The sequence below is a fragment of the Pantoea dispersa genome, from assembly GCF_019890955.1.
In the GTDB taxonomy this organism is placed as follows: Bacteria; Pseudomonadota; Gammaproteobacteria; order Enterobacterales; family Enterobacteriaceae; genus Pantoea; species Pantoea dispersa.
Window position 1 is genome coordinate 863,031 of the sequence record NZ_CP082346.1, and the last position, 25,992, is coordinate 889,022.

Below are 25,992 nucleotides of genomic sequence, written 5' to 3' on the forward strand. Positions count from 1 at the left end.
TTGCCTTCACCCTCACCCTAACCCTCTCCCGTGGGGAGAGGGGACTTGCCTGTACCCCGGTGTGAGAGGGCCGCTGTGGTTTTCTCCCTCTCCCCGTGGCAGAAGGCCGCTGTGGTTTTCTTCCTCTCCCTGTGGCAGAGGACCGCTATGGTTTTCTTCCTCTCCCTGTGGCAGAGGACTGCTGTGGTTTTCTCCCTCTCCCTGTGGGAGAGGGCCGGGGTGAGGGCATCAGCGCGCACCCAACCTAAGACTTCACCACGCCCTCCAGCCATGCCTGGAACCGCGCATAAGGCACATATAGCGCCACATCTTTAAACAGCGTTTTGCCGCTCTTATTATCATCAATCCGACTGCTATAGCCGACAATCACCCCGGCCAGCGTGTCGTCGCTGGCGTTATATACCGCGCCGCCGGACATGCCTTTCACCACGCCGGCATTGGCCGCCACCACTACGCAGCTGGCCTTATTCCAGTCATTGCTCAGCGTCGTATTGATCAGGTTTTTGCCGCTTGATGCCACCGGCAGCGCGGAGATAAAGCTATACCCATACAGATTAACGTTGTCGCCGATATGGCTGTTGCGGAATTGCGGGGGCAGGTTGGCTTCTTTATTCGCATGATAAACCACGGCGATATCGCACTCCGGATGCCAGGCCTTCACCCGATACAGCGAATATTTGGCCACGTGCGCCGCCGTCAGGCTGTATTCGCGCGTCAGGGGGATAGTGGTGCCCAGCGCACCCATGCCGAGCACGGTGGGGATGCCGGTGACGGTCATATCGACGCGCCTGGCCGCTTCTGAGCTGTATTCATAGTGCCCGACCGAGCAGCCGCTTAAGCCGCCGATCGCCAGCGCGATGATCCATCGCATAACTCTGTCCCCCTGTTGTGTTGACGCCGCATTACCGGGCAATCCATTGGGGTATCGGCAATGTGCGACCATCCTTTACTGCCTGATTTAACGCCAGAAAGCGCCGTCGCTGTGACAGCGATCACAACCTGTTATCAAGCGTAGTCTGTTATCGCCATCCTGTCTCAGTGATGCATAAGCGACACTTTTTAGTGCCGGGATTATTGCCGCGCAGGCAAAATAGCCTTGCTGCCGCCCGGGTGGTTGAGAGTCAGAGGCTGTGCTTTAATAGCAGACTGTGACGCAGTTCAAAAATAAACATCCCCGCACTGTCGGAGGGATACGCGTCTGTCTTAACCGTACGGCGTTCGTCGTGCGGCCCGCCTGCAAAATTATTTTGGGAGAGTGTGTTATGCCTGTTGCATTACTGGCGCTGGCGCTGAGTGCGTTCGCCATCGGCACCACGGAGTTCGTCATCATGGGGTTACTGCCGGAAGTGGCGGGTGACCTGCAGGTGTCGATTCCTTCTGCGGGCTGGCTGATCAGCGGCTATGCGCTGGGCGTGGCTATCGGCGCGCCAATCATGGCGTTGCTGACCGCGAAACTGCCGCGTAAACGTACCCTGATTCTGCTGATGATCATCTTCATCATCGGCAACGTACTCTGTGCGCTGGCTTATACCTATAACCTGCTGATGCTGGCGCGCGTTATTACCGCGTTGTGTCACGGTGCGTTCTTCGGCATCGGTTCAGTGGTGGCGGCCAGCCTGGTGGCGCCGAGCCGTCAGGCATCGGCGGTGGCGCTGATGTTTACCGGTCTGACGCTGGCCAACGTACTGGGCGTGCCGCTCGGCACCTGGTTTGGTCAGCTGTTTGGCTGGCGCGCCACCTTCTGGGGCGTGGCGATTATCGGCATCCTCGCGTTCATCGCGCTGATTGTCAGCCTGCCGACTAACAAAGATGAAAAACCGGTGCACCTGGCGAGCGAAATCAGCGCGCTGGCCAACGGCAAACTGTGGCTGTCGCTGCTGATGACGGTGTGTTTTGCCGCCGCGATGTTTGCGCTGTTCAGCTACATTGCGCCGCTGCTGCTGCAGGTGACCGGCATCAGCGATCGCGGTGTCAGCTGGACGCTGTTCCTGATTGGCGCTGGCCTGACGGTGGGTAACATTGTTGGCGGGAAACTGGCGGACTGGAAAGTGTCGTTCAGCCTGATCCTCAGCTTTTCGCTGATCGCCGTGTTCTCGCTGCTGTTCAGCTGGACCAGCCATGCGCTGTGGCTGGCAGAGGTAACCCTGTTCCTGTGGGCGATGGCGACCTTCGCCACCGTGCCGGGCCTGCAAATCAACGTGGTGCGCCACGGTAAAGAGGCGCCAAATCTGGTGTCGACGCTCAACATCTCGGCCTTTAACGTCGGTAACGCACTCGGTGCGTGGGTGGGCGGCGCAGTGATCGACAAAGGCTATGGCCTGACGGCGGTGCCGGTCGCGGCGGCAGCGCTGGCGGCAGCGGGATTAGTGGTTTGTCTGCTGACCTTCCGCAAATCGGGCGGTCAGCGCGAGACGGTGCGCGCTTAAGCCAGACGCTGGGCGATGCGCTGCGGAAAGGTGGCCACCTGCTGCTGCAGGTGGTCGCAGAAGTGATCGACCAGCGCCGATGCCGGCCGATGCTGTGGCCGCACCAGGCTCACCGTGAACGGCACGGCAATACTGAAGCGGCGCATCACCACGCCGCTGTCGGCGTAATCCAGCGCCGTCAGCGGATTAACAATCGAAATACCCACCCCGGCGCGCACCATCGCGCACACCGACGCGGCGCTGTGCGTCTCCAGCACCAGCCGCCGCTCCACCTGCTGCTCATGGAACAGCGCATCCAGCAACTGACGATAGCTATCGCTGCGCGACAGGCTGACATAGTTTTCACCGTGAAAATCCTGCGGCGTCAGCACCGTCCGCTGACACAGCGGATGCTGCGGCGGCAGCACGCACACTTCATCACTGGTCAGCAGTGCCAGGCGTTCAGTCCCGGCGGGCGCATGCTGGGTTTCGGTCAGACCGAGATCGTAGCGCTGCGCCGACAGCCACTCCTCCAGCAGCGGCGACTCCTGCGGAATAATATTCAGGCTCACCTGCGGATAGCGCTGTAAAAACGGCTGCAGCAGCGGCGGCAACAGCGACTGGGAAAAGACCGGCAGGCAGGCGATGGACAGCTCGCCCTGGCGGAACTGGCGCAGTCCTTCGGCGGCATCCATGATGCGATCCAGACCGTACCACGAGCGCTGCACCTCTTCGTACAGCCGCAGCCCCTGCACGGTGGGCTGCAGGCGGCCGCGCACCCGCTCAAACAGCTGTAAGCCCAGCTGCTGCTCCAGCCGCGCCAGTTCGCGGCTCACCGTTGGCTGCGAGGTGTGCAGCAGCGTGGCGGCCTGGGTCAGATTGCCGCTGGTCATCACCGCGTGAAAGATTTCGATATGCCGCCAGTTAATTTTTGCCATCGTCCCCTCCGTGTCATCCATATCATATTTGCATAGCTGATGCTTAAACAGATATTTTTCTGCATCACTGTGCTGTGGCTAAATGACAGCAACGACTCAGGAGAATGCTCATGCCACGTCCACTTAACGATTCCCAGACGGCGCTTAACGCCACAAATCTGCTGCCGCTGGCGCAGCGCTACAGCGGCCCGTTCTGGGCTTACGATGCCGAAATCATTCAGCAGCGTATTGCGCAGCTCAGCGCGTTTGACGTGGTGCGCTTTGCGCAAAAGGCCTGCTCGAATATTCATATTCTGCGGCTGATGCGCGCTGCCGGCGTCAAGGTCGATTCGGTCTCGCTCGGCGAGATCGAACGTGCGCTGGCCGCCGGTTTTCAGCCGGGCGGCGAGGATATTGTGTTCACCGCCGATGTGCTGGACTCGCCGACGCTGGCGCGCATCGCCGAGCTGAAGGTGCCGGTGAATGCCGGCTCCGTGGATATGCTGCATCAGCTCGGCGCGGTTTCGCCGGGTCACAGCGTCTGGCTGCGCATTAATCCGGGCTTTGGCCACGGTCACAGCCAGAAAACCAATACCGGCGGCGAAAACAGTAAGCACGGCATCTGGCATAGCGATCTGCCGCTGGCGCTGGCGGCGATTCAGCAGCATGGCCTGCAGCTGGTGGGGCTACATATGCACATCGGTTCCGGCGTCGATTATGGCCATCTGCAGCAGGTGTGCGACGCGATGGTCGACCAGGTAGTGGCCTTTGGTCAGGACCTGCAGGCCATTTCGGCGGGCGGCGGGCTGTCGATTCCTTACCGCTTTGGTGAGGAGGCGATTGATACGCAGCACTATTACGGCCTGTGGAACGGCGCGCGCGAGCGTATCGCGGCGCACCTCGGCCATGCGGTGAAGCTGGAGATTGAGCCGGGCCGTTTTCTGGTGGCGGAGTCGGGCGTACTGGTGTCGCAGGTGCGGGCGGTGAAGCAGATGGGTAGCCGTCACTTTGTGCTGGTGGATGCCGGTTTCAGCGATCTGATGCGTCCGTCGATGTACGGCAGCTATCACCATATTTCGCTGCTGCCTGCCGATGGCAGCGCGCCGGGTGAGGCGAATGTGGAGAGCGTGGTGGCCGGGCCGCTGTGTGAGTCGGGAGATGTGTTTACCCAGCTGGAAGGGGGCAAAGTGGAAACCCGCGCGCTGCCAGCGGCACAGGTCGGCGATTATCTGGTGTTCCATGATACCGGCGCTTACGGCGCATCAATGTCCTCCAACTACAACAGCCGTCCGCTGATCCCGGAAGTGCTGTTTGAGCAGGGCGTGCCGCGTGAGATTCGCCGTGCGCAGACCATTCAGGAACTGCTGGCGCTGGAGCTGAACTGATGCGCATCGTGCCGCTCAGCAGCGTGCCGCATCACGCCAGCCAGATCACCGACTGGCTATGGCAGGCGTTTGGTGACGGCACCTCGCGCGCGTTTTACGACAGCATTGTACGCAGTAGCCTGAACGGTGCCGCGTTTCCGGTGACCTTTGTCGCGCTGGATGACGATGACGTGCCGCATGGCACGGTAGGGTTCTGGCGCTGCGATTTGATTAGCCGTCAGGATCTCTATCCGTGGGTTGCCGCGCTGTATGTGGATGAAGCGGCGCGCGGGCAGGGGCTGAGCGCCGCCCTGCAGCAGCACGTGCTGGATTACGCCCGCCAGCGCGGCTATGCAACGGTGTGGCTGTGGTCGACGTTTGGCGGCTACTACGAGCGATTCGGCTGGCAGTATCAGTGTGATGCGCTGGAGTTTCCTGAGGTGCAGGTGAAGGTGTATTCGCAGGATTTATAGTGGGTTGGGTGCGCGCTGGCCCTCACCCCAACCCTCTCCCGCAAGCGGGCGAGGGGGCTGACCGCGCGCTCCCTGCCGCGAGGGCTGACCGCGCGCTCTGGAACGTTCTTCTCCCGTCAGGGCTGACCGCGCTCTGGAACGTTCCCTCTCCCTCAGGGAGAGGGTCAGGGTGAGGGAAAGCCCGCACCCGTTTAACCCGGTCCACCCACCGAATGCCGCCTGACCAGCGTCGGGCTAAACATATTGGTCACCTCCGGCAGCGCGGTGCCGTTGGCCAGCGCCAGCGCCAGCTGCGCGGCCTGCTGCGCCATGGTCACAATCGGATAGCGCACCGTGGTCAGGCGCGGACGTACGTAGCGCGACACCAGCACATCATCAAAGCCAATCAGCGACATCTCTTCCGGTACGCGAATGCCGTTATCGCTCAGCACCGCCAGCGCACCGGCGGCCATCGAATCGTTGTAGCACGCCACCGCGCTCACCTGCTTGCCGCGTCCGAGCAGTTCCGTCATTGCCTGCTCGCCACCGACCTCATCCGGTTCTCCCCACGCGACCAGCCGGTCGTTGCACGGCAGACCGTGCTCCTTCAGCGCATCGTAGTAGCCCTGCAGCCGATCTTCGGCGTCAGAAATGGTGTGCGTTGAGCAGATAAAGGCGATCTGCTTATGACCCTGCTGAATCAGGTGGCGCGTAGCCAGCCAGGCGCCGTAGCGGTCATCCAGCGCAATGCAGCGTGACTCAAACCCCTGCAGCAGCCGGTTCAGCAGCACCATGCCCGGCACCTGCTTCATCAGCAGCTCTAAATCGTCATCGGGAATTTTCTTGGCGTGCACCACCAGCGCAGCGCAGCGATGGCGCATTAGCTGTTCAATCGCCTGACGCTCTTTCTGCTCATTATGGTAACCGTTACCAATCAGCAGAAAGTTGCCGGTTTGCCCGGCGACTTCATCGACCGCTTTCACCATCGCGCCAAAAAACGGGTCTGACACATCGCCTACCACCAGCCCGAGCGTTTCGGTGGATTGCTGCGCCAGCGCGCGGGCATTGGCGTTCGGGTGATACTGCAGCTGTTCCATGGCCTGGGTAACGGCGAGGCGCGAACTCTCGCTGGCTTTGGGCGAATTATTGATGACGCGGGACACGGTCGCGACCGACACCCCCGCCATGCGGGCAACATCCTTAATAGTAGCCATGCAATGGTCGACATCCGGGAAAACGTTTACACATGCTCTCAGTGTTACGGAAAAGCCCGGCAGCCGCAACCCGCCAGAATGTCAGCGCTGTCGCAAAAGTGCGGAAAATCAGACGCTCACGGCGAGGCTTTAGCCCGGTAACGGCACCGTGCTATGCTGCCAGCCTGAATCACACCTGCCTGCCGGACCCATAACCATGAAAACTCGTGTGCCGCACCTTGCGCACTGGGGCGCGTTTACCGCCGTCACCGAAAATCAGCGCCTGATTGCCTGCGAACCTTTCTTCGCCGATGCCGATCCTTCCCCGATGATCCACACTATCCCTGAACTGGTGTACTCGGATAAACGCATCCGTCAGCCGATGGTGCGCCGTTCGTGGCTGAAGTCGCGTGAAAACAGCGATCGCACGCTGCGCGGCCGGGAAGATTTTGTCGCCGTGGACTGGGAAACCGCGCTCGATCTGGTGGCGGAAGAGAACCGCCGGGTGCGCGACCGCTACGGCGCTTCCGGCATTTTCAACGGTTCGTACGGCTGGTCATCAGCCGGTCGCGTTAACCACGCGCGCACCCTGATTCGTCGCTTCTATTTCCAGGGCGGCGGTGGCGTTGATCAGCAGGGTAACTACAGCTGGGGCGCGGCACAGTTCTTTCTGCCGTACGTGATTGGCACTTATATGCCGCTCACCGGCCGCGTCACCGACTGGCCGCAGGTGGTGGAGCATGCAGAAATTTTCGTCGCCTTTGGCGGCCTGGCGCTGAAAAATGCGCAGGTGGCCTCCGGCGGCGCCGGCGAGCACAGCCTGAAACCGGCGCTGCAGCAGCTGAGCGCCAAAGGCACGCCGATCATTAACATCAGCCCGATGCGCGATGACTGCCCGGCGTTCGTTAACGCCGAGTGGATTCCGATTCGCCCGAACACCGACGTGGCGCTGATGCTGGCGCTCGGCTATGAAATTACCCGCCGCAACGCGATCGATGAGGCTTTCCTCGCCAGCCACTGCACCGGCTGGCCGCAGCTGCGTGCCTATCTGCTGGGCGAAAGCGACGGCGTGGCGAAAACGCCCGCGTGGGCCAGTGCGATAACCGGCATCCCGGCAGCGCGTATCGCGCTGCTGGCGCAGCAGCTGGCGGGCAAACGCAGCTTCATCACCTGTGCTTATGCGGTGCAGCGCGCCCATCGCGGCGAGCAGCCGTACTGGATGATGATTGCGCTCTCGTCGATGCTGGGCCAGCCGGGACTGCCGGGCGGCGGCTTCTCTTTTGGCCATGGCTCGATGAACAGCGTCGGCAATCCGCGCCAGGAAGGCCCGGCGCCGCTGATGAGCACCGGCCCGAATCCGGCGAACCTGTCGATCCCGGTGGCGCGCATCAGCGACATGCTGCTCAATCCCGGCCAGCCGTATGCGTTTCAGGGCGAGACGCTGCACTATCCCGACATTCACCTGGTGCACTGGGCAGGTGGCAATCCGTTCCACCATCACCAGCAGCTCAACCGGCTGGTCGAGGGCTGGCAGCGCCCGGATACGGTCATCGTGCAGGATATCGTCTGGACGCCCGCGGCGCAGATGGCGGACATCGTGCTGCCGGCCACCACCACGCTGGAGCGCAACGACATTGGCGGCTCGTCGCGTGACCGCTTCGTGCTGGCGATGCACCAGGCGATTAAACCGCAGCATCAGGCGCGTAACGACTTTGATATTTTTGCCGATCTGGCCGATCGCCTTGGCTACCGTGATCGCTTTACCGAAGGACGCAACGAGATGCAGTGGATTGAGCATCTTTACCAGCAGTGCGCGCAGGCGCATGCGCAGCTGGACATCGCGTTCCCGGAGTTTGAGGCATTCTGGCAGCGCGGCTTTGTTGAGATTCCGCAGGGCGGCAAGCCGTACGTGTTTATGGATGATTTCCGCGCCGACCCGCAGGCGCATCCGATTCACACCGCCAGCGGCAAAATTGAGCTGTTTTGCCAGACCATCGCCGATTACCAGCTGGCGGATTTCGCCGGGCATCCGGAGTGGCGCGCGCCGCAGGAGTGGCTTGGCGCAGCGCTCAGCGCGCAGTTCCCGCTGCACATGATTTCGGTGCAGCCTGCGGATCGCCTGCACAGTCAGCTGGATGCCACCGCCACGGTGCAGGCCGGCAAAACTGCCGGTCACGAAACGCTGTATATGCACGTTGACGATGCCGCCGCGCGCGGTATCAGTGACGGCGATGAGATTGAAGTGAGCAACGCGCGTGGCCGTATGCTGGCTGGCGTTCGCCTGACGGACGGCCTGACGCCCGGCGTGGTGATCATCGCCACCGGTGCCTGGTTCGATCCCGGTTTTGGCAAAGCGTGGCAGCCGTGGGACCGCGCCGGCAACCCTAACGTGCTGACGCTCGACATCGGAACCTCGTCGTTAACTCAGGGCCCGAACGCCATGAGCTGCCTGGTGGAAATCAAAAAACACGCCAGTTGCACAATCGGCTAACAATCTCACCGCTGGTTACATTTTGCCGGTAACTGTTGCGTTTGAGTGATAGTTTCTGCGCTGAGCAACTTGCTACAGTCAGGGTCCCAGAGGTATTGATGGGTGAACATCAACAGTTTTCTTGATTACACCGACCTGCGCAGATGCGCAGGTTTTTTTTGCCTGCGATCTGCCGGTGTGAAGCGTCCCGTCGCGATGACCTCAATCGGGCATAAACGAACTGATACATTGTTTTCCTGTCAACTCGCTTTACCTTTCTTTATAACTGCAGCTAACCCCTTTGGATTCATCTTTTATCGCAGCGGATCGCCATGCCCCCGATTAAAAAATTTCTGGGAAAAGACCAGATTAAAGCCCCGTTTAACCCGTTTCGTTTTCGTCTGATTTGTCTGGGCGTACTAGGCTGCATGGGCCTGCTGCTGGCGCGCGTCGGCGATCTGCAGCTGATCAATCATCCGATGCTGGAGCACGAGGCCGACCAGCGCTCGCTGCGGACCGTGACGCTGCCGACCAACCGTGGCACGCTGCTCGACCGCGACGGCCAGGCGCTGGCGCTCAGCGTGCCATCACGCGATATCATCGCCGATCCGCTGCGCGTGCTGGAGGCCAATCCCGATTTCACCAGCGCCAAATGGAGCTATCTGGCGGCGGCGCTGAATTTGCGACCGGACGAGTTGCGCGCGCAGATCACCGCCAATCCGAAAAAGCGCTTCCTCTATCTCGGGCGCAAAATCGAGCTGGGCATTGCCAAAGATATTGCTGAGCTGCATCTGAAAGGCATCAGTTCGGTGTATGACGACAGCCGTTTTTATCCGATGAGTGAAGCCGCGGCGCCGCTGATTGGCATCGTCGGGGCGGACAATAACGGGCTTAACGGGCTGGAGAAGGGCTTTGACCGGGTACTGCAGGGCGAGCCGGGTAAAGAGGTGTATCGCCAGGACGGGGACGGCAACATTATTGCGATGATCGATTACGAGCCGCCGAAGCAGCCGCCGACGGTGCAGCTCAGCATCGATAAGTTTGACCAGTTTACGCTGTACAGCAAGCTGCGCGACGGCGTGCTGCTCAACAAGGCCGATTCGGGCGCGGCGGTGCTGGTGAAGATCGACACCGGCGAGATCCTCGCTATGGCGTCTTATCCGTCGTTCAACCCCAACAATTATGACAACGCCACGCCGGCGCAAATGCGCAATACCGCCATCAATGACAGCTACGAGCCCGGTTCGACGGTGAAGCCGCTGGTGGTGATGGAGGGGCTGCAGCGCCATCTGGTGCGCCCCGATTCGGTGATCGACACCACGCCCTACAGCGTCAACGGCCACCTGATCCGCGATGTCGGCCACTGGCCGCGCCTGACCATGACCGGCATTTTGCAGAAATCCAGCGACATCGGCGTGTCGCACATCGCGCTGGCAATGCCGGCGGAAGCGCTGGTGAACACCTATCAGGCGTTTGGTCTTGGCAAGCCGACCGGGCTGGGACTGACCGGTGAGAGCGTGGGCTACTTCCCGCTGCACCGCCAGCGCTGGGCGGACATCGAGCGCGCCACCTTTTCGTTCGGTTACGGTCTGCGCGTAACGCCGCTGCAGATTGCGCGTGAATACGCCACGCTCGGTTCGTATGGCGTCTATCGCCCGCTGTCGATCACCAAAGTGACGCCACCGGTGCTGGGCAGGCAGGTGGCGGATCCGCAGATCGTGCAAACCGTGGTGCACATGCTGGAGAGTGACGTGCTGCCGGGCGGTACCGGGGTGAAAGCAGCGGTTCCGGGCTACCGGCTGGCGACCAAAACCGGTACCGCGGAGAAGATGGGCAGCAGCGGCAAATATGACGGCGGCTATGTCAACTACACCGCCGGCATCGCGCCGGCCAGCCATCCGGAAGTGGCGCTGGTGGTGATGATTAACCATCCTACCGCCGGCGATCACTTTGGCGGCTCGGTGGCCGCGCCGGTATTTGGCAACATCATGGGGCCGGTGCTGAAACACATGAACGTGGCACCAGACGCGATTTACAGTAAACCGGCATCAGATAAATCTTAACGAAATCAGGATGTAAACGCGCAGTCGAGCTTTTCACACCTCGTTGCATTTCGCCGAACTCCGTTGCGATTTGCGGCTGTTATCCGCGCCGCCATTGCGCGACGATAAAGGTCCCAGAGGTATTGATTGGTGTGAAGATCGGCTGCTGCGGCAGCGATACCCTTGTGGTATTCACCCTGTTCGGTTGCACCGACCCACGCGGATGCGTGGGTTTTTTTTGCCTGTAAGTTGTCCTCCTCTCCCGTTTATAGCGCCTGCGCGCGCCATCACCGGCCGCTGCCGGGCGCGGTTTAAATCCTGCATCTCTTAACAAAACGCTTACGGTTTGCGTATAGAAAACGTTCTGGCGATCCGCCGATAATGCGCGTCGTGATGATTTTCGCTGAAATAATCCCCTGCTTACCGGGGTTTTTACCCACACTTTTGCTGATCTGAAGACGCTGATGACTATCCATGCTCCCCGTTCTGGTTTCTCCCGCTGGCTGAAATGGCTGCTTGTGTTGCTGGTGCTGCTGATCGCGGCAGGCGTGATCTGGCGTGTGGCAGGCGGCAAGCGGGGCGCAGCACCCGGCGACCTGCCGCCAGGCGGTCATCGCGGCGCGGCACCGATGAGCGGCCCGGCAACGCTGGTGCACAGCGGCGTTGCCGCGACGGCCGACGTACCGGTGTACCTGAATGCGCTCGGCACGGTGATCCCCAACGCCAGCGTCACCGTCACCAGCCGCGTGGCCGGGCAGTTGCAGCAGGTGTTCTTTACTGAAGGGCAGAAAGTCAGCGCCGGTCAGCTGCTGGCGCAGATCGATCCGCGCAGTTATCAGGCGACGCTGGCGCAGTATCAGGGCGATCTCAGCCAGAACCAGGCGCTACTGCACAGTGCGCAACTGACGCTGGCACGCTACAAAAAGCTGGCGGCGCAGGACTCGCTGTCGCGCCAGGATCTGGATAGCCAGATTGCTACCGTCGGCCAGTATCAGGGCGCGGTGGCGGCGGATCAGGCGCAAATCGCCAGCGCAAAACTGGATATTGAGTATGCCCGCATCACCTCGCCGATCAGCGGCCGCGTAGGCCTGCGGCTGGTCGATCCGGGCAATATGGTGCAGACCAGCGACACCACCGGCATTGTGGTGGTGACGCAAATGCAGCCTGCCGCCGTGACGTTCAGCGTGCCGCAAAGTTACATCGCGCAGCTGACGCGCGCCCTGCGCAACGGCCAGAGCCTGCCCGCGACGGCCTTCGATCAGGACAACAGCAGCGTACTGGCGCAGGGTGAGGTGAAGTACATCAGCAATCAGATCGATACCAGCACCGGCACCATCGAACTGAAAGCCAGCTTTCCTAACCAGGACGAAGCGCTGTTTGCCAACCAGTTCGTTAATCTGCGTCTGCAAACCGGCACGCTGAAAAACGCGACGGTGATTCCGGCGCAGGCGCTGCAGCTGAGCAGCGACGGGAGCTTTGTGTTTATTATCAACAAAGACAATAGCGTGACGCGCAAAGCGGTCACCACCGGACCGGCACTGGGGGAAGATCGTCAGACGATCCTGCAGGGCGTGGCGCCAGGCGATCGTCTGGTGACCGAGGGGATCGATCGTCTGACTAACGGCAGCAAAGTCCAGCTGGCTGACGACAGCAAAAGTACCCAGCCATGAATCCGTCTCGTCTGTTTATCCTGCGCCCGGTGGCGACGATTCTGCTGATGATCGGCGTGCTGATCGCCGGCCTGTTCGCTTATCGCTTTCTCTCCACCTCGGCGCTGCCGCAGGTGGATTATCCGACCATCCAGGTTACCACCCTTTATCCTGGCGCCAGCCCGGACGTGATGGCCTCATCAGTGACCTCGCCGCTGGAGCGTCAGCTCGGTCAGATGGCCGGTCTTAGCCAGATGACGTCTGCCAGTTCGGGCGGATCATCGATTATCACCCTGAAGTTCAGCCTCGATCTGTCGCTCGACGTCGCTGAACAGGAAGTCCAGGCGGCAATCAACGCGGCGAATAATCTGCTACCGGACGATCTGCCCAATCCGCCGACGTATAAAAAGGTCAATCCGGCCGACAGTGCGGTGATCACGCTGGCCGCCAGTTCCGACACGCTGCCGCTGACTGAGGTGCAGGATCTGGTGAACACGCGCGTGGCGCTGAAGCTGTCGCAAATCAACGGCGTGGGGATGGTGACCCTGGCGGGCGGTAATCAGCCGGCGATTCGCGTGCAGATGGATCCAAAAGCGCTGGCGGCGCACAAGCTGTCGCTGGAAGACGTCAATACGCTGATCGCCAACAGCAACGTCAATGGTTCGAAAGGCGGCTTCGACGGCAAATATCACTCGGTGACCATCGACGCCAATGACCAGCTGCGCACCGCGGCCGAATACGGCAATCTGATTCTCACCTGGCAGAACGGTGCGGCGCTGCGGCTGAAAGATATCGCCCATATCGAACAGGGGCCGGAGAATCGCTTTCAGTCGGCGTGGGCCAATAACCGTCCGGCGATTGTCATCAGCGTGCAGCGTCAGCCCGGCGCTAACGTCATTCAGGTGGTGGATAGCATTAAAAAACAGCTGCCCGTTCTGCAGGCGGCGCTGCCGGATGGCGTGAAAATGCGTGTGCTCGCCGATCGCACGCAGACCATCCGCGCCTCAATCAGCGACGTACAGTTTGAACTGATGCTGTCGATCGCACTGGTGGTGATGGTGACCTTCCTGTTTCTGCGCAACGTGGCGGCGACGCTGATTCCCAGCGTGGCAGTACCGCTGTCGCTGATTGGCACCTTTGGCGTGATGTATCTCGCCGATTTCAGCCTCAACAACCTGTCGCTGATGGCGCTGACCATCGCCACCGGGTTTGTCATTGATGACGCGATTGTGGTGGTGGAGAACATTTCGCGCCGGCTGGAGCAGGGCGAAACGCCAATGCAGGCGGCGTTAAAAGGCTCGCAGCAGATTGGCTTCACCATTATTTCCCTCACGTTTTCCCTGATTGCGGTCCTGATTCCGCTGCTGTTTATGGGCGATGTGGTCGGACGGCTGTTCCGCGAATTCGCCATCACCCTGGCCGTGTCGATTCTGGTGTCGATGGTGGTGTCGCTGACGCTGACGCCGATGCTGTGTGCCTGGCTGTTAAGGCATATTCCGGAGGCGCAGCAGTCACGCTTTGCGCGCAAAGGTGGCGAGCTGTTTGACAAACTGGTCCGCGGCTATGACCGCCTGCTCAGCGTAGTGCTCAACCATCAGAAGCTGACGCTGCTGGTGGCGCTGGCAACCTTTGCACTCACCGCGCTGCTGTATCTGGCCATCCCGAAAGGGTTCTTTCCCACGCAGGATACCGGGCTTATTCAGGGGGTGACCGTGGCGTCGCAGGATGTCTCCTTCACGGCGATGGCGCAGCGTCAGCAGGCGCTGGCAACGGTGATCCTGCAAAATCCGGCGGTCGAGAGTGTGTCCTCAACCATTGGTATCGACGGCAATAACACCAGCCTCAATAGCGGGCGCCTGCAGATCAACCTGAAAGCGTTTGACCAGCGCGACGTCAAAGCTGATGAGGTGATTGCGCAGCTACAGCAGGCGGCGCGCCAGGTCGCCGGCATTCAGCTTTATCTGCAGCCAGCACAGGACCTGACGGTCAACGATCAGGTGACGCCGAGCCAGTACCAGTTCACCCTTGATGATGCCGACAGCGAAAACCTGGTGCGCTGGACGCCGCAGCTGATAGCTGCGCTGCAGCAGCGCCCGGAGTTTAATGGCGTGGTCAGCAACCTGCAGGATCAGGGGCGCGTGGCCTATGTGGAGCTGAATCGCGATAAAGCGGCGCGCTACGGCATCACGGCAGCTGACGTCGACACCGCGCTGTACAACAGCTTTGGTCAGCGGCTGGTTTCCACCATTTTTACCCAGGCGAATCAGTATCGCGTGGTGCTTGAAGTGGCGCCGCAGTATCAGCAGTCGCCGGCGTCATTTGATGACGTTTATCTGCCGGTGAGCAGCAGTGCATCAACCGGCAGCGACAGCGACAGTGAGACCACCACCACCGGCATGGTGAAACTCACCGCCATCGCCAGCGTGCATGCGCGGACCGGAGCGCTGATGCACATGCGTCTGAATCAGTTCCCGGCGGTGATGGTGTCGTTCAATCTTAACCCCGGTTATTCGCTGGAGGAGGGGCAGCGGGCGATTGCGCAGGTCACGCAGCAGCTTAAACTGCCCGCCAGCATAACGCTGCGCTATCAGGGTGAAACCGCGGCGTTTCAGAGTGCCACCGGCAACACGCTGTGGCTGATTCTGGCGGCGCTGATCACCATGTACGTGGTGCTGGGCATTCTGTATGAAAGCTTTATTCATCCGGTGACCATTCTCTCCACGCTGCCGTCGGCGGCGGTCGGGGCGCTGCTGACGCTGATGCTGGCGGGCAGCGAATTCAGCCTGATCGCGCTAATTGGTGTCATTCTGCTGATTGGCATCGTTAAAAAGAACGCCATTATGATGATCGACTTCGCGCTGGAGGCGCAGCATAAGCAGCATATGACGCCGCGCGAAGCGATCCATCAGGCCTGCCTGCTGCGTTTCCGGCCGATTCTGATGACCACCATGGCGGCGCTGCTTGGGGCGCTGCCGCTGATGCTGGCCTCCGGTTCGGGTGCTGAACTGCGTCAGCCGCTCGGGCTGGTGATTGTTGGTGGCCTGCTGGTGAGCCAGGTGCTGACGCTGTTCTCCACCCCGGTGATCTATCTGTGGTTTGATGGGCTGGCGCAGCGCGGTAAGCGCTACGTGCAGCGCCGGCAGCAGCAGGCGCGGGGCGAGCCATGAACATCACCCGGCTGTTTATCTTTCGCCCGGTTGCCACGCTGCTGCTGACGCTGGCGATCCTGCTGCTCGGGGCGCTGGGCTACCGGCTGCTGCCCGTCGCGCCGCTGCCGCAGGTGGATTTTCCTACCATCATGGTCAGCGCCAGCCTGGCCGGTGCCAGCCCGGAAACCATGGCGGCCACGGTGGCGACGCCGCTGGAGCGTTCGCTCGGCCAGATTGCCGGTGTGACGGAGATGACGTCGACCAGCTCGCAGGGCTCGACCAGCGTGATACTGCAGTTTGAACTTGACCGCGATATCAATGGCGCGGCGCGCGACGTACAGGCGGCGATAAACGCGGCGCGCAGCCTGTTACCGAGTGCTATGGAGTCGCTGCCGACCTATCGCAAAGCGAATCCCTCGGACGCGCCGATTGTAATGCTGGCGCTTACCTCCGCCACGCGCACGCCGGGTGAACTGTATGACCTCGCCGAAAGCAAAATCGAGCAGGCGATGGGCCAGGTCAGGGGCGTGGGCGAGGTGTCGCTGATGGGCAGCGCGCTGCCGGCGGTCCGCATTGATCTGCAGCCGCAACAGCTGACGCACTATGGCATTGCGCTGGATACGGTGCGCAGCGCCGTATCCAGCAGCACCACCAATCTGCCTAAAGGCATGCTGCAGGGCAGCAGCCAGTCCTGGATGGTGGACGGTAACGGCCAGCTGGACAAAGCGGCACAGTACCGCGACCTGATAGTCAGCTACCACGTGGGTAAGGCGGTGCGACTGCATGACGTCGCCACGGTGTATGACTCGGTGGAGGATCAGTATCAGGCCGGCTTTCTCAATTCACAGCCGTCGGTGATGATCGCCATCAAGCGTCAGGCCGGCGCTAACATGCTCGACACCATTGACGCCCTCAAAGCGCAGCTGCCACAGCTGGAGAAAGATCTGCCTGCCGATACCCAGCTCAAAGTGGTGGTGGACCGTTCGCCAACGGTGCGCGCCTCCCTGTATGACACCGAAGAGACGCTGCTGGTGGCGATGCTGCTGGTGATTGCCGTGGTATTTGTCTTCCTGCGTAATTTGCAGGCGGTGGTGATTCCGGCGCTGGCGCTGCCGGTGTCGTTAATCGGCACCTGCGCGGTGATGTATCTGCTCGGCTACAGTCTCGATAACCTGTCGCTGATGGCGCTAATCATCGCCACGGGCTTTGTTGTTGATGACGCCATCGTGGTGCTGGAAAATATCACCCGGCACATCGAAGCCGGTCTGAGTCCGCTGCGTGCCGCCCTGCGCGGTGCCCATGAGGTGAGCTTTACGGTGCTGTCGATGACGGTGTCGCTGGTGGCGGTGTTTATCCCGATTCTGCTGATGGGCAGCATTGTTGGCCGCCTGTTCCGCGAATTTGCGGTGACGCTGACGGTCTCGCTGCTGATCTCTATGTTTGTCTCGCTCAGCCTGACCCCGATGCTGTGCGCCCGGCTGCTGCGGCCGAAGCCGCAGCTCACCCGGCGGCCGCATCCGCTCTATCAGCTGATCGAAAATGCGCTCAACGCGCTGCTGGCCGCTTACGCGCGTGGCCTGGCGTGGGTGATGGCGCACCAGAAGATTACCCTGCTGAGTTTGCTGCTCACCGTGCTGCTCAATCTGTTTCTGTTTAGCGTGGTGCAAAAGGGCTTTTTCCCCAATCAGGACACCGGCCTGCTGATGGGCGCCCTGCGCGCTGACCAGAACATCTCCTTCCAGGCGATGAAGCCAAAGATGCTGGCGTTCACCAAAATCATTGAGGCCGATCCGGCGGTAGACAGCGTGATGTCGTCAATGGGCAGCGGCATGTTTGGCTCGCGCAATAGCGCCAACTTTTTTGTCCGGCTGAAAGATTTTGACCAGCGCACTGCCAGCGCCACCGAAGTGGCTAACCGGCTGAGCCTGAAAACCCGCCATATTGCCGGGGCGCAGCTGTTCCTGATTGCCGCGCAGGATCTGCACATCGGCGGGCGCAGCGCCAACGCCACTTATCAGTACAGCCTGCAGGCTGACGATCTCGATCTGCTGCGCCGCTGGACGCCGAAAGTCCAGGCGGCGCTCGCCGCGATACCGCAACTCAACAGCGTGGATTCCGATGCGCAAACTGGCGGACAGGAGGTGGTGATCAACATCGATCGCGACCGCGCCACGCGGCTGGGCGTTAACGTGCAGATGCTGGACACGCTGCTGAACAATGCCTTTAGCCAGCGACAGATTGCCACGCTCTATCACACGCTCAATCAGTACCATGTGGTGATGGCCCTGCAGGATAGCGACACGCGCGATCCGGCCATGCTGCAACAACTGTATGTGATTAACGACAGCGGCGATCGCGTGCCGCTGGCGGCCTTTGCCCGCTTCAGCGGCGGCAACGCGCCGCTGTCGGTTGCGCATCAGGGCCAGTCAGCGACCAGCACCATCGCCTTCAACCTCAACGACGGCGTGTCGCTGGAGCAGGCGCAGACGCTGATTAAGCAAGCGATGGCACAGCTGGGGTTGCCCTCCAGCATTCAGGCGGGCTTTGCCGGCACCGCCGCGGCGTTCTCTCAGCTCACCGCCACCATGCCGTGGCTGATTATTGCGGCGCTGGCGGCGGTGTATATCGTCCTGGGCGTGCTGTATGAGAGTTACATTCACCCGCTGACCATTCTCTCCACGCTGCCGTCGGCAGGCGTCGGGGCGCTGCTGCTGTTGCTGCTGACCAATACGCAGCTGACGGTGATTGCGCTGATCGGCATCATTTTGCTGATCGGTATCGTCAAGAAAAACGCCATCATGATGATCGATTTTGCCCTGCACGCCGAGCGCAGCCAGGGGCTGTCGCCGCAGCAGGCGATTACGCAGGCATGCCTGATGCGCTTTCGGCCGATCATGATGACCACGCTGGCCGCCTTCTTCGGCGCTCTGCCGCTGGCGCTGGGCAGCGGTGGCGACGCTGATTTACGCAGTCCGCTGGGGATTGCGATTGCCGGCGGTCTGGCCCTGAGCCAGCTGCTGACCCTGTTTACCACGCCAGTGGTCTATCTCTGGCTGGATCGTCTCAGCCGCGCCACCCAGCGTCAGTGGCGGCGCGTGCGTCATGTGGAATCCTGATTGATGAAAATGATGAACATTGGCGCGCTGACGGCGGCGCTACTGGTTGCTGGCTGTAGCGTTGGCCCCGATTATCAGCGTCCGGCGATGGCGCTGCCGACGCATTATAAAGAGGCCAAAGGCTGGACGCAGGCCACGCCGCAGGACGCCAGTCGCAAAGGGGAGTGGTGGACGGTGTATCACGATGCTACCTTGTCCAGCCTGCTGCGCCAGGTGAGCATCTCCAACCAGAACGTCGCCAGTTATGCGGCGCAGTATCGCGAAGCTCAGGCGCTGAGCGCGCAGTCGCGCGCGGCGCTGTTTCCCTCACTCGACTACGATGTCAGCAGCACGCGCAGCGGCAGCCGTGCCAGCACCAGCGGTCAGCGCAGCGTCAGCAACAGCCACAGCGCCACGCTGAGTGCCAGCTGGGAGCTGGATCTGTGGGGAAAACTGCGCCGCACCCAGGAAGAGGATAAGGCCAGCGCGCAGGCCAGCCAGGCTGAACTGGCCAATGTTACGCTGAGCGCCCAGTCAGAGCTGGCGCAGGACTATTTTCAGCTGCGCATCATCGACGAAAAGATCGCGCTCTATCAGCGCAGCATTGAAGCTTATCAGCGCTATCTCAGCGTGATCGACAACAAGTACCGCGCCGGTAGCGAATCCCGCGCCACCCTGGCGCAGGCGCAGATGCAGCTGGAGAGCGCCCGCGCTTCGGCGCAGGATTATCAGTGGCAGCGCGCGCAACTGGAGCACGCGGTGGCGCTGCTGCTGGGGCGGGCGCCAGCCGACTTTACGTTGCCAGTGGCGAAGCTGGATGCCACGCTGCCGTCCATTCCACAGAGCCTGCCTTCGGCGCTGCTGCAGCGCCGTCCGGACATCGCCTATGCCGAACGTAACGTGGCGGCCGCCAACGCGGCGGTCGGAGTGGCGGTTGCCGGTTATTATCCCGACCTGACGCTCAGCGCCAGCGGTGGGGTGACCGCCTCAGCGATCCACAGTTTATTGTCGCTGCCGAATCGCGCCTGGTCGCTGGGGCCGGAGCTCAGCGGTACGCTGCTCGACTTTGGCGCGACCTCGGCGAAAGTGGCGCAGGCGCGTGCCGCCTATGATGCCAGCGTGGCCACCTATCGCCAGACGGTGCTGAGCGCGCTGGGAGAAGTGGAAGATAACCTGGTGGAACTGAATACCTTGCAGAGGGAAATCGCCGCGCAGCAGCGCGCCGCCGTGGCGGCACAGGAGTCAGCACGCGTAACGCGCAACCAGTATGACGCCGGCATGATTGATTACCTTGATGTCGCTACCACGGAAAACAGCAGCCTGAGCGAGCAGCAGAGCCTGCTGTCGCTGCAGAGCAGCCAGTGGGTGAGCAGCGTGGCGCTGATCGCCGCGCTGGGCGGCGGCTGGCAGGGCGAATCACCCTGAATTCATCACGATAAATCACTGCGCTACTTGTCGAACATCCCCGGATCCTGCAAGGTAAGAACCATTTTTTACCGCTGCTAAGGAGCTGGCATGCTATTTACCGTTCTGCGTTTCCTCTGTCGCCTGTTATGGCGCGTTGAGCTGCGTGGCGATCTGACTGCCCTGCACAAAGAAAAAGTGCTGATCACGCCAAACCATATGTCGTTTCTCGATGGCGTGCTGCTGGCGCTGTTTCTGCCCATCAAACCGGTGTTCGCCGTCTATTCTTCGATCAGCGAACAGTGGTATATGCGCCTGCTCAGGCCGGTCATCGACTTCGTGCCGCTCGACCCCACCAAACCGATGTCGATCAAACATCTGGTGCGCATGATCAACGAAGGGCGTCCGGTGGTGATCTTTCCGGAAGGGCGCATTACCGTCACCGGTTCATTGATGAAAATCTACAGCGGCGCTGGCTTCGTCGCGGCGAAATCCGCCGCCACCGTGGTGCCGATGCGCATTGAAGGCGCAGAGTACACCCCGTTTGGCCGCCTGGCCGGGGTGTTTAAACGTCGCCTGTTCCCGCGCATCACCCTGACGGTGCTGCCTGCCACGGTGATTCCCATGCCGGAAGCGAAACGCGCGCGCGACCGCCGCGTGCTGGCAGGTGAGCATTTACATCATGTGATGATGGAAGCGCGCATGGCGGTGCGCCCGCGCGAAACGCTGTTCGACGCTTTTCTCAATGCGCGCACCCGTTACGGGTTGAGCAAACCCTGCATCGAAGACATCAACTTTAAGCCGGACAGCTACACCGGACTGCTGAAAAAAGCGCTCGGCGTCGGACGCATTCTGGAGCGCTACAGCCAGCAGGGCGAATTCGTTGGCCTGCTGCTGCCGAATGCCACGGTGACCGCGGCAGCGATTCTCGGGGCTTCACTGCGCGGTCGCGTGCCGGCCATGCTCAACTACACCGCCGGCATCAACGGCATGCGCGCGGCGCTGACCGCCTCGCAGGTGAAAACCGTGTTTACCTCGCGCCAGTTCCTCGAGAAGGGCAACCTGTGGCACCTGCCGCAGGGGCTGACGGAGGTGCAGTGGATCTATCTGGAGGATCTGAAGGATACCGTCACGCTGCAGGACAAACTGTGGATCCTCGCGCACCTGCTGCTGCCACGCCGGGCACAGGTTGCCCAGCAGCCAGAAGACGCGGCAATGGTGCTGTTTACCTCCGGCTCGGAAGGCAATCCCAAAGGTGTGGTGCACTCGCATAAAAGCCTGCTGGCGAATGTGGAGCAGATTCGCACCGTGGCGGATTTCACCCCGCGTGACCGCTTTATGTCGGCGCTGCCGCTGTTCCACGCCTTCGGCCTCACCGTCGGGCTGTTCACGCCGCTGCTGACCGGCGCGCAGGTGTTCCTCTATCCCAGCCCGCTGCACTATCGCATCGTGCCGGAGCTGGTGTATGACCGTAACTGCACCGTGCTGTTCGGCACCTCCACCTTCCTCGGCAACTATGCGCGCTTTGCCAGCCCGTACGATTTCGCCCGGCTGCGCTACGTGGTGGCCGGTGCCGAGAAGCTGCAGGAAGGCACGCGCCAGATCTACATGGAGAAGTACGGCATCCGCATCCTCGAAGGTTACGGCGTGACCGAGTGTGCGCCAGTGGTGGCAATCAACGTACCGATGGCCGCCAAATCGCATACCGTCGGCCGTATTCTGCCTGGCATGGATTCACGTCTGATTGCGGTACCGGGCATTGAGCAGGGCGGACGGCTGCAGCTGCGCGGTCCGAATGTGATGAACGGCTACCTGCGGGTGGAAAACCCCGGCGTGCTGGAGCCACCGGTGGCGGATAACGGCGAGGGCGAACAGGAAGCCGGCTGGTACGATACCGGGGATATTGTCAGCTTTGACGAGGGCGGTTTCTGTCAGATTCAGGGGCGCGCTAAACGCTTCGCCAAAATCGCTGGTGAGATGGTGTCGCTGGAGAGCGTGGAGCAGATTGCCCTGAAAGCCTCGGCGGAGAAACAGCACGCGGCGTCGCTGCGGCCCGATGGCCAGCGTGGTGAAGCGCTGGTGCTGTTTACCACCGACAGTGAACTCAGCCGCGAGCGGCTGCAGCAGGCCGCGCGTGAGATGGGTGCGCCAGAGCTGGCCGTGCCGCGCGATATTCGCTACATGAAACAGCTGCCGATGCTGGGCAGCGGTAAACCAGACTACGTCAGCCTGAAACAGCTGGCAGAAGAGGAGCGGGCATGAGTCAGACGGTGAATCCGGACGCCCCGTTGCTGTCGCGCAGTATGCTGGCGGTGATCGTGGCACAGTTTTTCTCTGCCTTTGGCGACAACGCGCTGCTGTTCGCCACGCTGGCGCTGCTGAAAAGTCAGTTCTATCCGGACTGGAGCCAGCCGATCCTGCAGATGCTGTTTGTGGCCACTTACATTCTGCTCGCGCCGTTTGTCGGACAGATGGCCGACAGCTTTGCCAAAGGGCGGGTGATGATGTTTGCCAACAGCCTCAAGCTGCTCGGTGCGCTGGTGATCTGCTTCGGCTTTAATCCGTTTCTCGGCTACACGCTGGTGGGCGTTGGCGCGGCGGCATATTCGCCGGCGAAATACGGCATCCTGACGGAGATCACCAGCGGCGCGCGGCTGGTGAAAGCCAACGGGCTGATGGAGTCGTCGACTATCGCGGCGATTCTGCTCGGCTCGGTGGCAGGCGGCGTGCTCGCCGACTGGCATCTGCTGGCAGCACTGGTGGTGTGTGCACTCACTTACGCACTGGCGGTGGTGGCGAATCTGTTCATTCCGCGTCTGCTGGCAGCGCGCCCCGGCCAGAGCTGGCACGCTGGCGCGATGCTGCGCAGCTTTATCGCCTCGGCACAGCGGCTGTGGCGTAACGGTGAAACCCGCTTCTCGCTGCTCGGCACCAGCCTGTTCTGGGGCGCCGGCGTCACGCTGCGCTTCCTGCTGGTGCTGTGGGTGCCGGTGGCGCTGGGCATCACGGACAATAAAACGCCGACCACGCTAAATGCCATGGTGGCGATCGGTATCGTTATCGGCGCGGGCGCGGCGGCAAAACTGGTCACGCTGCAAACGGTGCGGCGCTGCATGCCGGCCGGCGTGCTGATTGGCGTGATGGTGGTGCTGTTCTCGCTGCAGCATAGCCTGCTGAATGCGTATCTGCTACTGATGCTGATTGGTGCACTCGGCGGCTTCTTTGTGGTGCCGCTCAACGCGCTGTTGCAGGAGCGCGGCAAAGATACCGTGGGTTCTGGCAACGCGATTGCGGTGCAAAACCTGGGTGAGAACAGCGCGATGCTGTTGATGCTGGGGCTGTATACCGTGGCGATTAAGCTGGGGGCGCCGGCGGTCGCGACGGGCGTAGGCTTCGGCGCGCTGTTCGCCATGGCGATTGCCGTGTTGTGGTGGAGAACGCGTCGCTGAGCGGCGCAGAAAGGGACCAGGTCGCCATGAATGGCGACCCTACCCAGGCCCGGCGCGTACGCCAAAACCACAGCAGGTACGCGAGGGTAACGAACCCTGTAGGGTGCGCGTTAACGCGCACCAGGGAGATTACGGTGCCGGATACGTATACTGACGGTGAATCGCTTCCAGCGCTTCTAACACCTCGCCGCTCAGCGTCAGGTTGAAACTCTCCACGTTAACCTTCAGCTGTTCCATGGTGGTGGCACCGAGCAGGGTGCTGGCCACAAACGGCTGCTGCCGCACATAGGCCAGCGCCATCTGTGACGGATCCAGGTTGTGCTGTTTCGCCAGTGCCACGTAGGCAGCAATCGCCTGCTGTGACTGCTCGCCGCTGTAGCGGGTAAAGCGGCTGAACAGCGTATTGCGTGCGCCGGCCGGTTTCGCCCCGTTGAGGTATTTGCCGCTCAGCGTACCAAAGGCCAGGCTGGAATAAGCCAGCAGTTCCACACCCTCATGCTGGCTGATCTCTGCCAGACCCACTTCAAAACTGCGGTTCAGCAAGCTGTACGGATTCTGAATGGTGACGATACGCGGCAGCTCGTGCTTCTCCGCCAGCTGCAGGTAGCGCATTACGCCCCAGGCCGTTTCGTTCGAGACGCCAATGTAACGGATCTTGCCCGCGCGCACCTGTTCGGTCAGCGCTTCCAGCGTCTCCAGCAGCGTAACGGTGGCGGTGTTATCACTGTACTGATAACCGAGCTTGCCAAAGTAGTTGGTCTGGCGCTGCGGCCAGTGCAGCTGGTAGAGGTCGAGGTAATCGGTATTAAGGCGTTTCAGGCTGGCGTCCAGCGCTTCGCGGATGTTCTTGCGATCCAACGCCTGGTTGGGGCGAATCAGCGCATCGCTGCCGCGCACCGGGCCGGCGACTTTACTCGCCAGAATGATTTTGTCGCGGCTGCCGCGCTTCTGCAGCCAGCTGCCAATGTATTTTTCGGTCAGGCCCTGGGTTTCCGGACGCGGTGGCACCGGATACATCTCGGCGGTATCAATCAGGTTAATACCCTGGCTAACGGCGTAATCAAGCTGCTGGTGGGCGTCGGCTTCGCTATTCTGCTCACCAAACGTCATCGTGCCTAACCCCAGCTGACTGACTTCCAGCGTGCTATGGGGGATACGGTGATAATGCATTGCCGGCTTCCTTTTTTCATTATGAAACGGAATGTTGTGTTCTCTGGGACTATAGCCTGTGAAGTGGCGCAGAAGGAAGGGGGGAAAGTTCGGGAAATCGCCTGCACAGGGGGAAAACGCGTACAGGCGAGGCAATTTGGCACTTAACGCTCAATGATGGTGGAAACCTCGTCACCATTAATTTGCATAACATGGCCCTGTTCGTCGGTGTACTGCACCAGACCGGTTTCTTTATCAATCGACGGCTTACCTTCGGTCATAATCATGCGGCCATCTTTGGTGGCCATAACGTAATCACTGCTGCAACCGCTTAATGCCAGCGCCGCCAGCAGCAGGCCCACTGCACTTACCAACCCTTTCATTCTCAGCTCCCTCAAGCCACTTCAACAGCAAAAGTGTAGTAATAAATGCTTTTGCCAGCTGGAGTAATCGCATCATTCCTAAAATAACAGGGCGAGATGCGCTCGCCCTTGACAGGTTACGCTTTGTTTTTCCTGCTGCGCATCAGGTTCAGACACTCTACCGCCATGGAGAAGAACATCGCAAAATAAATGTAACCTTTTGGTACATGCATACCAAAACTCTCGAGGATCAGGGTAAAGCCGACCAGAATCAGAAACGCCAGCGCCAGCATCTTGACCGACGGATGCCGCTCAACAAACTCACCAATCGCGCGCGCGGCCACCATCATCATCAGCACCGCGATAACCACCGCCGCCATCATTATGAACAGGTGATCGGACAGACCGACGGCGGTGATCACCGAATCCAGGCTGAAGATGATGTCGAGCAGCATGATCTGCACGATGGCGCCGAAGAAAGAGTGCACATTGGTTTTGTGCTCCTCTTCGCCGCCTTCGATGGTTTCATGGATCTCCATGCTCGACTTCCACAGCAGGAACAGGCCGCCGAACAGCAGAATCAGATCGCGCGCGGAAAAGGCGTGGTCCATGATGGAAAACAACGGCTGCGTCAGCCTCACCACCCAGGCGATGGAGGCCAGCAGCCCGAGGCGCATCAACATCGCCCCCATCAGACCCAGCCGGCGCGCCCGGTTTTGCTGGTGCTGCGGCAGTTTCGCGACCACCAGAGACAGGAAAATAATGTTATCGATACCCAGCACCACTTCCAGAATGGTTAATGTTCCCAGCGCCAGCCAGGCGTTGGGATCAGCAATCCAGTCAAACATGAATCCTTCATTCCTAAACGAAAAGTAAACGGGAATTATACACG

17 protein-coding genes are annotated in these 25,992 nt (G+C 60.9%); 11 read left to right on the top strand and 6 right to left on the bottom strand.

Going from position 1 to position 25,992, the window contains the following annotated elements:
* Positions 1-244 precede the first annotated feature (244 nt).
* On the bottom strand, positions 245-871 hold the full coding sequence (locus K7H94_RS03970) for a serine protease (protein ID WP_166720497.1): 627 nt from the start codon (positions 869-871) through the stop codon (positions 245-247).
* 391 nt (positions 872-1,262) lie between these two features.
* Between K7H94_RS03970 and K7H94_RS03975 the strand changes: the two genes are divergently transcribed.
* Positions 1,263-2,426 (top strand): MFS transporter, encoded by a 1,164-nt coding sequence (locus K7H94_RS03975; RefSeq protein WP_059012302.1) that lies wholly within the window; start codon positions 1,263-1,265, stop codon positions 2,424-2,426.
* Here K7H94_RS03975 and K7H94_RS03980 read toward each other — a convergent pair.
* Positions 2,423-3,343, bottom strand: a complete 921-nt coding sequence (locus K7H94_RS03980) for a LysR family transcriptional regulator (RefSeq protein ID WP_222951683.1) — start codon at positions 3,341-3,343, stop codon at positions 2,423-2,425. The two genes, K7H94_RS03975 and K7H94_RS03980, sit on opposite strands and share 4 nt — an antisense overlap.
* A gap of 110 nt (positions 3,344-3,453) precedes the next feature.
* Here K7H94_RS03980 and lysA point away from each other — a divergent pair, with 110 nt between their 5' ends.
* Both lysA and K7H94_RS03990 read left to right on the top strand, forming a co-directional pair.
* Positions 3,454-4,707 (top strand): diaminopimelate decarboxylase, encoded by a 1,254-nt coding sequence (lysA, locus tag K7H94_RS03985; protein WP_222951684.1) that lies wholly within the window; start codon positions 3,454-3,456, stop codon positions 4,705-4,707.
* Positions 4,707-5,159, top strand: a complete 453-nt coding sequence (locus K7H94_RS03990) for a GNAT family N-acetyltransferase (RefSeq protein WP_058757074.1) — start codon at positions 4,707-4,709, stop codon at positions 5,157-5,159. The genes lysA and K7H94_RS03990 overlap by 1 nt, the downstream gene beginning before the upstream one ends.
* 191 nt (positions 5,160-5,350) lie before the next feature.
* On the opposite strand, the gene galR is transcribed toward K7H94_RS03990, so the two are convergent.
* Positions 5,351-6,352 carry an HTH-type transcriptional regulator GalR gene (gene galR / locus K7H94_RS03995; protein ID WP_222951685.1) on the bottom strand — a complete coding sequence of 334 codons (1,002 nt, stop codon included), beginning with the start codon at positions 6,350-6,352 and terminating at the stop codon, positions 5,351-5,353.
* A gap of 196 nt (positions 6,353-6,548) precedes the next feature.
* Between galR and K7H94_RS04000 the strand changes: the two genes are divergently transcribed.
* The 8 genes from K7H94_RS04000 to lplT all read left to right on the top strand — a co-directional run bounded on the left by K7H94_RS04000 (position 6,549) and on the right by lplT (position 23,589).
* Complete coding sequence (locus tag K7H94_RS04000) at positions 6,549-8,822, top strand: molybdopterin-dependent oxidoreductase (RefSeq protein WP_222951686.1); 2,274 nt, start codon at positions 6,549-6,551, stop codon at positions 8,820-8,822.
* A gap of 311 nt (positions 8,823-9,133) precedes the next feature.
* Entirely contained in the window at positions 9,134-10,864 is a 1,731-nt protein-coding gene (locus tag K7H94_RS04005; protein WP_021506690.1) for a penicillin-binding transpeptidase domain-containing protein, read from the top strand.
* A gap of 443 nt (positions 10,865-11,307) precedes the next feature.
* On the top strand, positions 11,308-12,513 hold the full coding sequence (locus K7H94_RS04010) for an MdtA/MuxA family multidrug efflux RND transporter periplasmic adaptor subunit (protein ID WP_222951687.1): 1,206 nt from the start codon (positions 11,308-11,310) through the stop codon (positions 12,511-12,513).
* Positions 12,510-15,659: a multidrug efflux RND transporter permease subunit gene (locus tag K7H94_RS04015; protein WP_222951688.1), complete on the top strand. Its 3,150-nt coding sequence runs from the start codon at positions 12,510-12,512 to the stop codon at positions 15,657-15,659. Before K7H94_RS04010 ends, K7H94_RS04015 begins: the two co-directional genes overlap by 4 nt.
* Entirely contained in the window at positions 15,656-18,757 is a 3,102-nt protein-coding gene (locus tag K7H94_RS04020) for an efflux RND transporter permease subunit (protein WP_222951689.1), read from the top strand. The genes K7H94_RS04015 and K7H94_RS04020 overlap by 4 nt, the downstream gene beginning before the upstream one ends.
* Positions 18,758-18,769: 12 nt before the next feature.
* On the top strand, positions 18,770-20,161 hold the full coding sequence (locus K7H94_RS04025) for an efflux transporter outer membrane subunit (protein ID WP_420874725.1): 1,392 nt from the start codon (positions 18,770-18,772) through the stop codon (positions 20,159-20,161).
* A gap of 90 nt (positions 20,162-20,251) precedes the next feature.
* Entirely contained in the window at positions 20,252-22,402 is a 2,151-nt protein-coding gene (aas, locus tag K7H94_RS04030; protein ID WP_166720489.1) for a bifunctional acyl-ACP--phospholipid O-acyltransferase/long-chain-fatty-acid--ACP ligase, read from the top strand.
* The gene (gene lplT, locus K7H94_RS04035) at positions 22,399-23,589 is read left to right on the top strand and encodes a lysophospholipid transporter LplT (protein ID WP_222951691.1); all 1,191 of its coding nucleotides are present in this window, start codon (positions 22,399-22,401) and stop codon (positions 23,587-23,589) included. The genes aas and lplT overlap by 4 nt, the downstream gene beginning before the upstream one ends.
* Positions 23,590-23,718: 129 nt before the next feature.
* Here the strand turns inward: lplT and K7H94_RS04040 are convergent, their stop codons facing one another.
* The 3 genes from K7H94_RS04040 to K7H94_RS04050 form a co-directional block, all read right to left on the bottom strand.
* Positions 23,719-24,759 (bottom strand): NADP(H)-dependent aldo-keto reductase, encoded by a 1,041-nt coding sequence (locus tag K7H94_RS04040; RefSeq protein ID WP_021506697.1) that lies wholly within the window; start codon positions 24,757-24,759, stop codon positions 23,719-23,721.
* 143 nt (positions 24,760-24,902) lie between these two features.
* Positions 24,903-25,121 (bottom strand): YgdI/YgdR family lipoprotein, encoded by a 219-nt coding sequence (locus tag K7H94_RS04045; RefSeq protein WP_021506698.1) that lies wholly within the window; start codon positions 25,119-25,121, stop codon positions 24,903-24,905.
* Positions 25,122-25,237: 116 nt separating this feature from the next.
* Complete coding sequence (locus tag K7H94_RS04050; RefSeq protein ID WP_021506699.1) at positions 25,238-25,948, bottom strand: TerC family protein; 711 nt, start codon at positions 25,946-25,948, stop codon at positions 25,238-25,240.
* Positions 25,949-25,992 lie beyond the last annotated feature (44 nt).